Raw genomic sequence first — 13,429 nt, 5'->3', positions numbered from 1 at the left:
TTATGTTCAAGTAAGCAAATCGAAAATTATTTGGCTCACTGCTGTTACTGTACCTCTTAGTCACGCAAAGTGCTGTAGCAACCAAAAAGCAATGATATTTTCGGGCTAATTCCAACAAAGATTTGCGGCTTTCCGGCTGAACGTTGGTGGCATCAATCACAGTTAGCTTACCTGCGGCCAGACGTTTAGCAGCGATTAAATGCAATACTTCAAAAGCATCAGCGGTGGCCGCTTGATTGTTTTCGTCGTCGGAAACCAGACCGCGGCAGTAATCCGATGAAATGATTTCTGTAGGTAGGAAATGCTGCCGCGCAAAGGTGGATTTGCCTGAACCGGATGCACCAATGAGAACGACTAAAGATAGTTCTGGAAAAGTAATTTTCATTTTTTAATAACATAGATTTTTTACTCGTTTACTCGTTCCCAGGATATTCCTGGTAACGCATATCCAGAGGCTCTGCCTCGAATTCTCATCGAACGAAAGCGAGGCAGAGCCTCTGGGCATCGGTTCCCAGGAATATCCTGGGAACCAGTTATGCACCGATGAGAACGACTAGGGATAGTTCTGGAAGCGTAATTTTCATTTAATATTATTATTCAGCAAACATCTCTACCAAACTATCTAAAACTGCTTTTTGTTCGTCAGCGCTGATTTGACCGAGATATTTAACTAATCGATTTTTGTCAACAGTCCGAATTTGATCGAGGACGATTTGCCCATCTTTGCCTTGAAAATGACAATCTATGCGGCTGGGATATGGTCGCCCCTTCGTTGTCATTGGAGCAATGATGACAGTGGCAATGCGCTTGTTCATCTCATCTGGTGAAATCACCAAACAAGGTCTAGGTTTCTGAATTTCACTGCCAACAGTGGGATCAAGGTTAACTCGAAAAACATCAAAACGTTTGACTACCATTGCCACTCAAGCTCCTCCCACTCCGTAGTGGTGACATCATCAAGAAGGACATCATCATGTTGCTCTGCCATTTTTGCGAACGCTTCCTCCCAGCCGGCACGCGGTTTTGGGGCTGCACCAATGACGATCCAACCGGCAGGCGGTTTTTGGGCTGAACCAATGACGTACCAATCGGCACCCGGTTTTTGGGCTGCACGAATGACGATCCGATCGCCGTGAACTTCGATTTCTACTGCTTCGCTAATACCAATTTGCTCTAACAAAGATTTGGGAATGCGAATGCCCTGAGAATTGTCAATTTCAACGATCTGGGTTTGAATAGATTTACTCATAGCGGAAGCCTGCATTTTTCCAAGTTTAACTATATTGTAAGCACAAACAGACTGTCGGTATTATTTTCACTGGGCGAATATTGCCATTTGCGTAGGCGAACCTACTTCTAAATCTTCAGTTCCCACACAACGAAACTCTACCCGACAGCCAAACCGTTCGGCAACCCCTTTCGCCCAAATTTGAAATTCTGCCCTTGTCCACTCAAAGCGGTGATCCCGGTGGCGAAATTTGCCTGCCGGCAAGTTTTCAAACCGAACATTATATTCAATATTTGGAGTTGTGACGATCGCACTTTTGGGTCGGATAAATTCAAACAACACCCGCTCAAAAGCAGCTAACCGTTCTAAATCCAGATGTTCGATCACTTCAATTACCGTCGCCGCATCAAAACCAGTCAAGCGGCTGTCCCGATAAATCAGCGAACTTTGAATTAGTTGAATGCGAGATTGTTTTGCGGGAGACAATCGATCGATTTGCAAACGTTCCCTGGCAATTTCCAATGCACGAAAGGACACATCGACGCCTGTAATTTGTTCGATCGAGCTTTCTTTCAAAAGCAGTTTCAGCAGTTTTCCCTCACCGCAGCCCAAATCAACCACTCGCTTAGCACCACATTCCTTTAAAACCTCTGTCACAGCTTCCAAACGCTCTTGATTCAAGCTAATTCGCTGTTCTAAAACTTCCTCTTCTTGCTGATGAGAAACTTCGATCTCCTCAGGGTCGATATGAGCTTCTTCTGCTAACTGTGCCACAGCAATTCGCGTCAGACGGCGCTGGCGTTTCAGATACCGGTTGGCAATTTGTTCGCGGGCGGGATGCGCGTTCAACCAACCTTCGCCGTGATGCAATAACTTCTCGATTTCATCATCGCCCACCCAATAATGTTTGTCGTCATCTAACACGGGAATTAGCACGTAAAGATGGCTTAACAAATCCGCCAAACGAACAGTATTTTGCAGTTCCACAGAAAAGTAAGGACTCGCGCCCCACTCGGGAAATTGCTCGTCAAGAATCAGGGGTTTTGCTGCGACTTGATAGCCCAGCGGCTCAAACATTTGCCGCAGGAACTTCTCGCCACCGCGACAGGGCAAAACCGACAGATTAACTGTCAAAGGAATAGCCGTTTCTGCGAGTTCTGGGCGGTCTTTGCAGCGACCGGATAGAGCTGTACTAAAGACTTTGGCGAGGGCGACACTGAGAAAAGAAGAGGCAACGTAGGGGCGATCGTTCACGTATTGTTCGAGGGGGCGATCGCCCGATTTCGACTTGCCCCGCACCAAACCAACCGGATCGACATCTAACAGTAAAGCCGCCGTGCACCTTTCTGCATTTGCCTCTGGATAAAACACGCTGGCTTGCCCGAAAGTCATCGGAAAGGATTGATGGCGCTCGGGATGTTTGTGCAGCAAATAACCCAAATCTGTAGCAGGTACGCGAGTTGTAGAGATGGTTAATAACATAATATTAGGAATTGGGCATCGGGCATCGGGCATCGGGCATCGGGCATTGGTGTTTGTTATTGCATAATTGCTTCTACTGACTACTGACTACTGACTACTGACTACTAAGATTTCTGTTTTTCCACACTTCCCAAATCCAACTTAGCCCGCAACTCTTCCTTAATCCGATTTAAAATAGACTCCTCATCCAAAGAAGACAAAATCTTGCTCACAACAGCCTTTGGCCCATCATCTCCCCAAGAAGCACCATTAGCCAAATAAGCCTTAGTAACTTGACCGATACCGTAGGAAGAAACCCCCGCGATCGCAGCTTGCGTCACCGCCACAGACAAATAAGGCGCTAAAGCCAAACCCCCCGTCGCTGGCGTCGCCAAACCCAAGAATCCTTTCAAAGAACTCAAGCCAAAATTAGCCAACAATTCACCGGCTGTAATCCCCCCCATACTAATCGCAATCTTTTGCAGCAATTCCACCGCGCCCGCTTCCGTCATCGCAATGCCGTAAACTTTAGATAAAGTTAATATCATCACCACATCAATTACCGCGCCGCTAAGAATATCAACTACAGTAATTGGATTAAGTGCGATCGCCACAGCTTTAGTCATTACCGCGTTCCAGATAATTCGATTAGCCGCGTCATCTCGAATTTCCATTTTTCGCTGCACCAACTGCTCGTTAATATCCCCCGCACAGAGCATCGTATTTAGCGCGACCAAAGATTTGCCTTCCCGGTCTAAAATCTCCAAAATCTTTAATTTTAAATCTTGCACTTGTGGCAAACTGCGAGTCATTTGCACGCCCATACTTCCGTCGGGACGGCGCACCGCCCTCGCCGTCAAAGGCGAAGCCGCCGCCATCACAATTTCATCGGGAGACAACAATTCTCTTACGCGCTCGTCTCGAATTTTATGATAAATTGCCAGCCTGTCTGCATCAGGATACTGGTCAATTTTATTAAACACTAATAACATCGGTTTTCCGGCTTCCCGCAACTGCGAAAGTGCTGCGTATTCCACCTTCGTAATGTCGCCAGCAACTACAAACAAAATCAAATCAGCTTGTTGAGCAACGCGGCGGGCTAAAAGTTCGCGAGTTTCGCCGTCAACTTCATCTATTCCCGGAGTATCGATTAATTCAACTTGCGACAAACGGTAAATAACTGGCGAAAGTCGTAGCGTAGCGGGGCGTAAGCCATCGGGCAAATTCTTATCAATGCCCTCTCCGACATCCCACTGCCCGATAGTCGTGGTGCGAGTCACCCCGTGAGTCGGGCCAGTTTCAAACACATTTTGACCTAGCAGCGCGTTCAAAACCGAAGATTTTCCCCTTCCCACCATCCCAAACACAGCTATTTGCACGCAAGCGCGCTCTAGCTTGTCGAGCATTTTTTCTAACCCGCCAATTTCCGGTTCCAGTCCAGTTCGCTCTTGAACTGTCAAGTCGAGATTTTCTACTATATCTCGCAGAGCATCTTTAGCGTGGCGCAGGTTGAGTTCTGCCTGAATGTCTGCGAAGCTTAAAATTGTGTCATCTAATTCGCGATCGACATTTGAAAAATCCGAGGCTTCAGTCATTGTTACCTGATGTTATAGCTTTGCTTCACTTAAAGTTTCAACCGATACCATGCCATTCTAGCTTTTTCCGTCTGCTTTGTACATTCTCTCGGATTTATCCAACTCTAACTCTCGGATTTACCAAATTCTAACTCTCGGATTTACTCAAGCCTGACTCAGCCAAAAGTTCTCGCATTCACCCGCAAGCCCGCCGGGGATTTAAATCCCCGTCTTATAGCAAAAGTCGGTTAAAACCGACTGCCAACCTAAATTAGATTGTGATAAATTTCAGTTTTCTTTGAGAGGACTTTCGCTATGAGACAGGGGTTTTTAACCCCTGTCGGACAGTCCGACAGACCAATAAGCCGATTTACCGAATTTCAACTCATTTACAACAATGATTAACCTTCTCAAAATCGCCAGTTATCCATTTCCTTTACGTGTAATAACTTTCCTATTAATCTTGCTAGCAATTTGGTTGCCGCTAGCAGCACCCATTTATCTCTTAGTTAAAGATAGTAACCTCGCAACTATTCTGACAATGGGATTGTTGTTTACTGAGTTTCTGTTCCTAGTGCCGCGCTGGGGAAAACAGGTTTACGGACAAACCCAATTACTCAAAAGTTACGGTTTAATCAATACGCGAAAAAACGGTTTTGAGCTTTTAATCGGATTGGCTATCGGGCTTTTGCTCACTTTCAGCTTATTTGCGGTGCAAGGGCTGTTCGGCTTAGTCGCGTGGCAAAATTCTGATAATTTGCCGAGAATCATCGCAGAAGGGCTGTTAAGCGCCCTTGGAGTCGGTTTTGCGGAGGAGTTGGTATTCCGTGGTTGGTTGCTGGACGAGTTGCAGCGGGATTACAATTATAAAATATCTCTGTGGGCGAATAGCCTCGTGTTTGCCCTATCTCATTTTATCAAACCTGTCGCGGCTATGCTGCGGAGTTGGCCGCAGTTTCCGGGGTTATTGCTGCTGGGTTTGATTCTGGTTTGGGGAAAAAGATCGCGCCAAAATCGCCTCGGTTTGTCGATCGGGCTTCATGCAGGTTTAGTCTGGGGATATTACATGATTAACATCGGGCAGTTAGTGCGATATTCGGCATCGGTTCCCGACTGGGTGACAGGAGTTAACGGCAATCCGCTAGCTGGGGCGATCGGGCTGTTGTTTTTGAGTGTCTTGGCCTTGGGAATGCGAAAAATGTCTGAACATTCCAAAGGTTTGTAGTAAGGACGAAGACTCCTTATTTCCCACAGCTTTGACGACTAAAGTCCTCACTACCACCCAACTTATTCAGAAATTTATAAACTTATGAAACTCAGCATCTTTGCCACTACTACAGTGTTAATTTATACAGGTTTGTTAGCTCCTGCAAACGCACAAAATACCGCACAAGTCAAGCCAAATAATTCTTTAGTTCAAGTGCAGACAGCGCCAGAACAAATTCTCAATGCTTGCGTGCAGAATCAGGCTGAAACCCTGCCAAATCCTTTTAGCGATGTACCTTCCAATCACTGGGCTTACAAAGCTGTTTTGACAATGTATTATTGCGGGGCTTACCGAGAAGGGACGCCACCTGCTTTAATTAAAGAATCACTGAAATCGGAACCTCCTATTAGAGAAAGTTTGCCTTCCCGATCGCCCTTTCCCAATTTCCCATTACAGCAATTTCCCGTGATTAATTAAAGAATTACTGGAATCGGGATATCCTACTAGAGGAAGTTTTTCTTCCCGATTACCTTTTCCGCATTTCCCATTACCAAGATTTTAAAACTGAGCCCGAACCGTAAACGAATAATCGCCACCTGGTTCTAATTGATAATCCCATTTCTCCAAGAAACGGTGCAGCGGTTCCTGAATCAATGCCCTACCCTGAGAAGGCTCAAGTATCAGTGTTTTTTCTGACGTGAAACGCCACTGAAACTGCCACTCAAAATTGCCGGCAGTCACTTCACCCTCAATCGTGCCTTTTTGCCAAGATTGGCCAGTAACCCGGACATATGCAGTTGTTTCAGGCAAACGTCTCGAACTCACCTTTTTGTTTCCGCGTTTGTTTCTGCAATTGTGCGACTATTGTAAAGGCTCATGGCTTTTTCTACTCCTTGGTGCAGACTTAGTTCCACAGCTTCTACAACCAGTTTAAGCACTTTCTCTACTAACTGACTTTCCTCTGAGGAAAATTTTCCTAAAACGAAGGAAATCGTATCTTTCTCATTTCTAGCAGCATCGTTTTGAGGTTTGCCGATGCCAATCCGCAAGCGGGGAAATTTGTCTGTACCCAAATGAGAAATTGTCGATTTCATGCCGTTGTGCCCGCCGGCTGAACCGGCAAGCCGCATTCTCAATTTCCCGATCGGCAAATCCATATCATCGTATACTATTAATACCGACTCTGCAGGTATTTTGTACCAATCCGCCGCCGCCCGAATCGCTTGACCGGAGAGATTCATGTAAGTAAGCGGTTTCAGCAAGCGGATTTTCTGTCCCCGCGGCCGGTTTCCCTCGCCAAATATGCCTTGAAATTTGCGATTTTCCGACAGAGAAATCTGCCAAGATTGAGCCAAGGCATCGACAGCATTAAAGCCTATGTTGTGTCGGGTGCGATCGTATTTAGGTTCGGGATTTCCCAACCCAACTATTAGCTGGGGAATCACTAACTCCGCTGGTGTTTCCGACTTCTGAGAGTTGTTCATTTAAATGTTTGTGCTATCTTCCTTGGGAGTAGCTGCCGCGAGTTTTTCAGTTTCCGGTTTGCTGCTAGTTGCTACTGCTTCTTCTAACTGGTTGGCTTCCCGCGTGAACTCGGACTCAAAATCCCGCGAAGCGTCTTGAAAGCCCCGAATTGCCTTCCCCATACTTCTGCCGATTTCAGGTAATTTTTTGGGACCGAATACCAATAGGGCGATCGTAAAAATAACGGCCATTTCGGGCAAACCAATGCCAAAAATATTCATGGTTTTTCTCCAGCAATTTGTTTAGTTACTTCTTGTTTATTTATGGCAAAAGTAATCGGAAAGGGTAAGGAAAAACGGGAAAACTTAGCTTTTGCCCTTTCTCCTCAACCCTCAGCTTTTACTTTTAGCCTTACTGTTTTGCGATCAATTTTTAGCGGCCTAGGCTCGACCAATCCATATCCACACTCTCCAGAATCAGAGAAGAGTTGTAGATTTGCAAAATAATCAACAAGAACACGAAAAACAGTCCAATGAAAACGCTCATCAACAGCGTGGTACCCCAACCAGGAGCCACCTTGCCGTACTCTGAGTTAAGGGGTTTGAGTATATCTCCTAACCAAGTTCGTTGTGCCATAAGTCACCTGCAATGAATCTCTACAGAGAAGTTTGACATATTTTCACCGCTAATTGCGATCGCAATTTCTCAGAAATGCGGGAACGGGACTCGGACAACGGGGAGTGGGGGTTGGCTGCCATACCGTAGAGCGCCTAAAATCACTAGACTTTCAGACGGATTGTTATTTTTTGTAATATTATAGAGTTGAGCACTCATAATCGATCAAAAATATGGAACCTGCAGCAGTTCTAGGCATTTCACTGGGCGTGTGTCTGGTGGCAATCACCGGATTCTCGATCTACACCGCTTTCGGTCCCCCCTCTAAGGAATTGAGAGATCCTTTTGAAGAACACGAAGACTAAAGAAGAAGGAAGGCACAACACGGATTCGGACACGGAGACACGGATGAATTTAAGTGTGTTTCCAGATATCTCCTATTCTCTGTCTCTCCCTCTCTCCCTGGTAGATATTCTTCTAGGGGTGGGAAGGGAGTGATGCTGCGGGACGATCGCCTGTCGCCTACTCGTCAATGGTATATTTTTCAGAAATACAGTAAATCTCTATTCCATTTAAGCTAAAAATTATTAAGTTTCAGGGCAAAGCATAATGGGCAATACCTTTGGGCATTTATTTCGGATCTCGACATTTGGGGAATCTCACGGCGGCGGTGTGGGAGTAGTAATTGACGGTTGCCCGCCCCTGGTGTCGATCGACGCATCGGAAATTCAAGCCGAACTCGATCGCCGCCGCCCCGGCCAAAGCAAAATTACCACGCCTCGCAAAGAAGCAGATACCTGCGAAATTCTGTCGGGAGTGTTTGAAGGCAAAACTTTGGGGACGCCGATCGCAATTTTAGTCCGCAATCAAGACACTCGCCCCCAAGATTACGGCGAAATGGCGACAACTTACCGCCCTTCTCACGCTGACGCTACCTACGATGCTAAGTACGGAATTCGTAACTGGCAAGGCGGAGGTCGCAGTTCCGCGAGAGAGACAATTGGTAGAGTAGCAGCAGGCGCGATCGCTAAAAAAATTCTCAAACAAGCAGCAGGAGTCGAAATAGTCGGCTACGTCAAACGCATCAAAGACTTAGAATGTGTCGCCGACCCGGACACTGTTACCTTAGAACAAGTAGAAAGCAACATCGTCCGCTGTCCAGATGCCGAATGTGCCGAAAGAATGATTGAACTGATCGAAAAAGTTCGCGACAGCGGAGATTCGATCGGCGGTGTAGTCGAATGCGTCGCCCGCAATGTACCCAAAGGACTGGGAATGCCCGTATTCGACAAACTCGAAGCCGACTTGGCAAAAGCCATCATGTCCTTGCCCGCCAGCAAAGGCTTTGAAATTGGTTCCGGGTTTGCCGGGACTCTGCTCAAGGGCAGCGAACATAATGATGAATACTATACTGATGATAAGGGTGTAATTCGTACAGTGACGAATCGCTCTGGCGGAATTCAGGGTGGGATTGCTAACGGCGAAAATATCATTTTGCGGGCGGCATTCAAGCCAACTGCAACAATTCGCCAGCAGCAGCGCACCGTTACCCGAGAAGGCGAAGAAACGCTGCTGGCTGCCAAGGGACGGCACGACCCTTGCGTTTTGCCAAGAGCTGTGCCAATGGTGGAAGCGATGGTAGCTTTAGTGTTGTGCGACCATCTGCTGCGCCATCACGGACAATGTGGAACCTTAAAGCCTGAATTTTAAAATGGAAATCAGCTTGTCCTCTGTAGCGGCAACTCCCGTTGATTGCCCTCAACCCTCCGAATCAATAAAAGGTATAGATGATTTTGTAGTACAGTTTTGGGGCGTGCGGGGCAGTGTTCCGACACCCGGACAGGAAACTGTTCGCTACGGCGGCAATACTTCTTGTTTGGAAATGCGAGTCGCTGGCAAACGCTTGATTTTTGACGGCGGAACAGGCTTGCGGATGCTGGGAGACCAGTTGGTGCAAGAAATGCCCGTGCAAGCTTATATGTTTTTTACTCACTATCACTGGGATCACATTCAAGGTTTCCCGCTGTTCGCCCCAGCTTTCATCCGCGGCAATAGCTTTGATATTTACGGGGCGACTCCGCCGGATGGAGATTGCATGAAAAGGCACTTTGTCGAACGGGTGCTGCACTCGAATTCGCCGGTGCCGCTGATGGGTTTGCAGGCAGATTTGAATTTCTACGAACTCCATCACAACCAGACGATGATGCTGGACGATATTGAGATTAGGACGGGTTCTCTGAATCACCCGAATACTGCTATGGGCTATCGGGTGACTTGGCAGGGACGTTCTGTTGTTTATTGTTCGGATACTGAACATTTTCCCGATCGCCTAGATGAGAATGTCTACAATTTAGCCCTCGACGCTGATGTGCTGATTTACGATGCGATGTACACAGACGAGGAATATCACAACCCCAAGTCTCCGAAGGTGGGTTGGGGACACTCGACTTGGCAGGAAGCGGTGAGAATGGCTAAGGAGGCCCGGGTGAAACGAGTGGTGATTTTTCACCACGATCCGGCTCACACAGACGATTTTCTCGATCGCATCGCCGAAGACGTGCAAATTGCTTTTCCGAAGGCTGTCATGGCACGCGAGGGTCTTATTTTGCCGATCGGCTTCTGAACATTCGCCTAGGCGAGCTCGATCGAACCATCAACCGATCGAACCATAATTGTTATGTGAATATGTGGAGCTGGGGGCGAGACCAGCTCCACAATTTTTTTTAATAGGCAGCAAACTCTTAACTGCATGGTATAATTCTTGCTTGTTAAGTTTTTAGGTCGAGTATTTAAGGTTTTTTTTATTCTTCAACCGCGTCCGCAAGACGCCAAGACGTAAGATAATTGGAGAATTGCCAAGGGTGAAAAGGAGACTGTTTTGAATGTCAACAAACACGGGGAGGCGAGGCGATCGCACGCCTGAGTGCTAGTCTGATGCCAGTAGACTTCCAGAAGCCTTGTTACAGATTAATTATTAAGGACAAAAACTGAAGTTATAGCTCGGATCAAATAAAAGCGCAATCGGTTTTTTCAGATCGTGAATATTGACAACTCTCAAAAGCTAATAGCTTTTAGGCAGAAACTGAGAAAATTTTCAGCAGTCAATTTGACTAACCAGAAAGAAACGATGGCTCTTGGGTTTGGCAGGAGCTGCGGCAAGCGAATGTTATGACTTGACTATCAAAATGGGAAATTTACGTTTTAGATCTTCAGCACATCAATACAGATGGATTGCCTTAGGCAGTTTTGCTGTAATTATGGGTATTTCAGGCGCCCTGGCCTACCGCCTCGCCCCGCCCCCCGGATTCATGGCTCAAGGCACTCTCACTTCTAATAATCCGCCAGTCAAATTTTCGAGTACGGGCACGACAATTCTCAAGCAGGGAGAGCAACTCACCCCAGAGGTTCTGCTGGCAGATAATGTTGTCAAAGCAGTGGCAGATGCAGTTAAGCTGTCGCCCCAGCAAGTTCGACAAAATGCTAGTGTCAAGATTTCTAAGCCGGAACAACCCCTAGAGATTGTTGTTGGGTATCGCTCGCTCGATCAGGAGCAAGCAATCCAAACGGTGGATATGTTGATGAAGGGCATGGTGGAAAAAAGCCGCCTGATTAACAGATATCGGTGGCAATCAGTCAATCAGTCGCTCAACCAACGCTTGGCACAAGTCACTCAAGACCTGAAACAAGCTCAGCAAAAACTCGACCAATACGAAAGAGAGCGCGCTCGGCTGTTGCAGCAAATGAAGCTTCAGCAAGACTTTTACAACAAAACTCAGCTTGCAATGGCGGATACGCAAGCTTCGGAAAAAGAAATGGTGAGCAGTTTGGCCGCCGCTACAGTGCCGCAAATTGTGGCGACGCCCACGAGCGATCCGACAGTGCCTCTGATTTTGGGAATTGGCTTGCTGTTGGCGATTTTGGTCAGCCGGGGTTTGATTCCTTCGGTGGCGGATTGGAGGTACAAGGCAGCTTTTCAGCGAGAAGAGAGCGAAAGGCTCCAAAGTGCTTTGTACCGACTGATCAAAGAAGGCCGGGGCGAAATAACTCTGGTGCGGTTTGCAATGGAAACGCGGCTGTCGCCGGATGTCGCTCAGCGTTTTTTGAACCAACAAGCTGAAGTCTTTAATGCCAATTGCGAAATTAAAGACGACGGCAGCATTTTGTATCACTTCCACATTTAAAGGGCTGCGAGCGATCGCGATCCACAGAAGACTTTAGCCGATCGAACCCTCACTGCTCGATCGGCTTGTTTTTTTCTTAATAGGACTTATATCAGGTTCGGTTGATCGACTATCCCCCTCTAGGTAGGCGCGGGTTTACGGGATCTATAACTTATACTACTACTTACAGATTTTGGTGAACCCGCCGACGCGAGCTGGTGTTGCGGTGATTTTACCCGACATGATATTACGCTCAACCCGGTTTCTTAGCTTGTAGGATGCCCCGGAGCTAAAAATTTCTCGATCGACAGAGGTGTTGACTAACGTAGAGCACCCGAAGATTCTGCCAGTTCCTCCCAGACTGGCTAAAAAATATTTTTTTTGTTCCGCTTGCTTTTTGCTTAAATATATGTATAATGATAAAAAATCAGTAAATGTACGGTTGCTTTTTAGCTAATTTATCTGATGAAGGGGTAATTTATCCTTAAATCTTTCTTAAGGTAGAAATACCCTCAGTAAAAATGCTGTAGGGTAGAACAATAACGGATTCAGGGATGTTATGTAGTTTCACCTCAGAAACTTGATCGGGCAAAAGCCTGGAATCAAACTCCCCGACTGAAAGCGTACATCTTCATATTGAACTTTTCTAATCACCTAGAGGCTAAACCATGATTTTGGAAATAATTGGTTCTTCATTCCTAGCTTACTTTTTGCTAATGTCGGTCGCTAATTACGGCGACACAGGAATGTAGATTAGTTAAAGCACTGATGCACCGAGACAGAAGGCAGCAGGCAAAAAAAACCAGTTTGACAACTTCGATTAAGTCTCTGTTTGGATTGTGTCTGTCGTGTCCGCTCTGACCGAAAAATGGATGGATGAAGGAGTCGTTAAGTACCGCTGTGATTGGGAAAAAGCAGACCCTGTAGCTGCCCAGAACATAGCAGATTTGATGGACTGGCGCGATCGGCTCCACGGTTTGGGATTAATTGGCGTTTACGAAAATGGCATAGGGTTTGGCAACGTCAGCGTCAGACTGGGGAATTCTTGCCAATTCGTGATTTCGGGAACCCAGACTGCACACTTGAGAACTCTGGGACCAGAATCATACTGTACTGTTACCGAATTTAACTTAGAACAAAATTTCCTCGGCTGCCGGGGCCCCGTACAAGCTTCGTCGGAGTCCCTGACTCACGGGGCCCTGTACCTTCAGAGACAGGATATTGGCGCGATAATTCACGTCCATAATCCTAAGCTATGGCAGCAACTGCTGTTTAAGATTCCTACTACTAGAAAAGAAATACCTTACGGCACTCCTCAGATGGCCTTAGAAATGTTTAGACTTTTTGAAGAGGAGAATTTGGCAGAGCGCCAAATTCTGGCGATGGCCGGTCACGAGGACGGCATTATCTGTTTTGGCAGCACCGTGGACGAAGCTGGCAAAGTGCTTTCGGCTGTGATTGGTTACACATGAGATCTTGCACTATTATCAGAAAAAGCTAAGAAACCGGGTTTATTGACAAAAAACCTAGGATTCTACCTGTGTCTATGGCAAGAAACTAAGGTGATGACGTGGATGCCTGATTTGAGTTAGACTGAGCTTTACCCTTGACATCGGGCCGCTGGCTCGATTTAGCCTAATGGGTTCAAAACTTTTGAAGTGCCTCTTGCCTCTGCGGTAAGGGAAAGATATTTTTAAAGAGAAACACATTATATAACAAA

Annotated in this window: 16 protein-coding genes; 7 read left to right on the top strand and 9 right to left on the bottom strand. The window is 46.6% G+C overall.

Annotated features, from left to right (window positions below; all coding sequences use genetic code 11):
• From QUB14_RS16860 to QUB14_RS16840, 5 genes are all read right to left on the bottom strand, one after another.
• Nucleotides 1-385 (bottom strand): AAA family ATPase (locus QUB14_RS16860; RefSeq protein ID WP_333218186.1); only part of this gene is annotated, 385 nt, incomplete at its 3' end.
• A 208-nt stretch (nucleotides 386-593) separates the two neighbouring features.
• The gene (locus tag QUB14_RS16855; protein ID WP_333218184.1) at nucleotides 594-917 is read right to left on the bottom strand and encodes a type II toxin-antitoxin system PemK/MazF family toxin; all 324 of its coding nucleotides are present in this window, start codon (nucleotides 915-917) and stop codon (nucleotides 594-596) included.
• Entirely contained in the window at nucleotides 911-1,249 is a 339-nt protein-coding gene (locus tag QUB14_RS16850) for an AbrB/MazE/SpoVT family DNA-binding domain-containing protein (RefSeq protein ID WP_333078691.1), read from the bottom strand. Before QUB14_RS16850 ends, QUB14_RS16855 begins: the two co-directional genes overlap by 7 nt.
• A 66-nt stretch (nucleotides 1,250-1,315) precedes the next feature.
• Entirely contained in the window at nucleotides 1,316-2,710 is a 1,395-nt protein-coding gene (locus QUB14_RS16845; RefSeq protein WP_333218182.1) for a 3' terminal RNA ribose 2'-O-methyltransferase Hen1, read from the bottom strand.
• Between the two features lie 104 nt (nucleotides 2,711-2,814).
• Nucleotides 2,815-4,284 carry a GTP-binding protein gene (locus tag QUB14_RS16840; protein ID WP_333218180.1) on the bottom strand — a complete coding sequence of 490 codons (1,470 nt, stop codon included), beginning with the start codon at nucleotides 4,282-4,284 and terminating at the stop codon, nucleotides 2,815-2,817.
• Nucleotides 4,285-4,660: 376 nt separating this feature from the next.
• On the opposite strand from QUB14_RS16840, the gene QUB14_RS16835 reads away from it, so the two are divergent.
• Nucleotides 4,661-5,488, top strand: coding sequence for a type II CAAX endopeptidase family protein (locus QUB14_RS16835; protein WP_333218179.1), 828 nt, complete (start codon nucleotides 4,661-4,663; stop codon nucleotides 5,486-5,488).
• Nucleotides 5,489-5,572: 84 nt separating this feature from the next.
• Nucleotides 5,573-5,947 (top strand): S-layer protein, encoded by a 375-nt coding sequence (locus tag QUB14_RS16830; RefSeq protein ID WP_333218178.1) that lies wholly within the window; start codon nucleotides 5,573-5,575, stop codon nucleotides 5,945-5,947.
• A gap of 81 nt (nucleotides 5,948-6,028) precedes the next feature.
• Here QUB14_RS16830 and QUB14_RS16825 read toward each other — a convergent pair whose 3' ends face one another.
• The 4 genes from QUB14_RS16825 to psbH form a co-directional block, all read right to left on the bottom strand.
• Entirely contained in the window at nucleotides 6,029-6,295 is a 267-nt protein-coding gene (locus QUB14_RS16825) for a DUF3146 family protein (RefSeq protein ID WP_006633689.1), read from the bottom strand.
• Nucleotides 6,292-6,954 (bottom strand): aminoacyl-tRNA hydrolase, encoded by a 663-nt coding sequence (gene pth / locus QUB14_RS16820; RefSeq protein WP_333218177.1) that lies wholly within the window; start codon nucleotides 6,952-6,954, stop codon nucleotides 6,292-6,294. The genes QUB14_RS16825 and pth overlap by 4 nt, the downstream gene beginning before the upstream one ends.
• Nucleotides 6,955-7,215 carry a TatA/E family twin arginine-targeting protein translocase gene (locus QUB14_RS16815; RefSeq protein ID WP_333218176.1) on the bottom strand — a complete coding sequence of 87 codons (261 nt, stop codon included), beginning with the start codon at nucleotides 7,213-7,215 and terminating at the stop codon, nucleotides 6,955-6,957.
• 151 nt (nucleotides 7,216-7,366) lie between these two features.
• On the bottom strand, nucleotides 7,367-7,570 hold the full coding sequence (psbH, locus tag QUB14_RS16810) for a photosystem II reaction center phosphoprotein PsbH (RefSeq protein ID WP_015176007.1): 204 nt from the start codon (nucleotides 7,568-7,570) through the stop codon (nucleotides 7,367-7,369).
• Nucleotides 7,571-7,782: 212 nt separating this feature from the next.
• On the opposite strand from psbH, the gene psbN reads away from it, so the two are divergent.
• From psbN to QUB14_RS16785, 5 genes are all read left to right on the top strand, one after another.
• The gene (gene psbN / locus QUB14_RS16805) at nucleotides 7,783-7,914 is read left to right on the top strand and encodes a photosystem II reaction center protein PsbN (protein WP_006633693.1); all 132 of its coding nucleotides are present in this window, start codon (nucleotides 7,783-7,785) and stop codon (nucleotides 7,912-7,914) included.
• A 244-nt stretch (nucleotides 7,915-8,158) separates the two neighbouring features.
• Complete coding sequence (gene aroC / locus QUB14_RS16800) at nucleotides 8,159-9,259, top strand: chorismate synthase (RefSeq protein ID WP_190659307.1); 1,101 nt, start codon at nucleotides 8,159-8,161, stop codon at nucleotides 9,257-9,259.
• 1 nt (nucleotide 9,260) lies between these two features.
• On the top strand, nucleotides 9,261-10,172 hold the full coding sequence (locus QUB14_RS16795; RefSeq protein ID WP_006633695.1) for an MBL fold metallo-hydrolase: 912 nt from the start codon (nucleotides 9,261-9,263) through the stop codon (nucleotides 10,170-10,172).
• A gap of 634 nt (nucleotides 10,173-10,806) precedes the next feature.
• Entirely contained in the window at nucleotides 10,807-11,730 is a 924-nt protein-coding gene (locus tag QUB14_RS16790; RefSeq protein WP_333119890.1) for a hypothetical protein, read from the top strand.
• Between the two features lie 851 nt (nucleotides 11,731-12,581).
• On the top strand, nucleotides 12,582-13,181 hold the full coding sequence (locus tag QUB14_RS16785) for a class II aldolase/adducin family protein (RefSeq protein ID WP_333218174.1): 600 nt from the start codon (nucleotides 12,582-12,584) through the stop codon (nucleotides 13,179-13,181).
• Nucleotides 13,182-13,429 lie beyond the last annotated feature (248 nt).

Origin of the sequence: Microcoleus sp. B3-D2 (assembly GCF_036705345.1) — a bacterium.
Lineage (GTDB): Bacteria > Cyanobacteriota > Cyanobacteriia > Cyanobacteriales > Microcoleaceae > Microcoleus.
This window is presented reverse-complemented; position numbering and strand designations above follow the sequence as displayed.

What these genes read in the sequence shown, in the direction of transcription:
- QUB14_RS16840 (WP_333218180.1), bottom strand. Translation starts at nt 4,284, where the DNA reads ATGACTGAAGCCTCGGATTTTTCAAATGTCGATCGCGAATTAGATGAC.
- QUB14_RS16830 (WP_333218178.1), top strand. Translation starts at nt 5,573, where the DNA reads ATGAAACTCAGCATCTTTGCCACTACTACAGTGTTAATTTATACAGGT.
- psbH (WP_015176007.1), bottom strand. Translation starts at nt 7,570, where the DNA reads ATGGCACAACGAACTTGGTTAGGAGATATACTCAAACCCCTTAACTCA.
- aroC (WP_190659307.1), top strand. Translation starts at nt 8,159, where the DNA reads ATGGGCAATACCTTTGGGCATTTATTTCGGATCTCGACATTTGGGGAA.
- QUB14_RS16785 (WP_333218174.1), top strand. Translation starts at nt 12,582, where the DNA reads ATGGATGAAGGAGTCGTTAAGTACCGCTGTGATTGGGAAAAAGCAGAC.
- QUB14_RS16795 (WP_006633695.1), top strand. Translation starts at nt 9,261, where the DNA reads ATGGAAATCAGCTTGTCCTCTGTAGCGGCAACTCCCGTTGATTGCCCT.
- QUB14_RS16850 (WP_333078691.1), bottom strand. Translation starts at nt 1,249, where the DNA reads ATGAGTAAATCTATTCAAACCCAGATCGTTGAAATTGACAATTCTCAG.
- psbN (WP_006633693.1), top strand. Translation starts at nt 7,783, where the DNA reads ATGGAACCTGCAGCAGTTCTAGGCATTTCACTGGGCGTGTGTCTGGTG.
- QUB14_RS16835 (WP_333218179.1), top strand. Translation starts at nt 4,661, where the DNA reads ATGATTAACCTTCTCAAAATCGCCAGTTATCCATTTCCTTTACGTGTA.
- QUB14_RS16855 (WP_333218184.1), bottom strand. Translation starts at nt 917, where the DNA reads ATGGTAGTCAAACGTTTTGATGTTTTTCGAGTTAACCTTGATCCCACT.
- QUB14_RS16845 (WP_333218182.1), bottom strand. Translation starts at nt 2,710, where the DNA reads ATGTTATTAACCATCTCTACAACTCGCGTACCTGCTACAGATTTGGGT.
- pth (WP_333218177.1), bottom strand. Translation starts at nt 6,954, where the DNA reads ATGAACAACTCTCAGAAGTCGGAAACACCAGCGGAGTTAGTGATTCCC.
- QUB14_RS16815 (WP_333218176.1), bottom strand. Translation starts at nt 7,215, where the DNA reads ATGAATATTTTTGGCATTGGTTTGCCCGAAATGGCCGTTATTTTTACG.
- QUB14_RS16790 (WP_333119890.1), top strand. Translation starts at nt 10,807, where the DNA reads ATGGGTATTTCAGGCGCCCTGGCCTACCGCCTCGCCCCGCCCCCCGGA.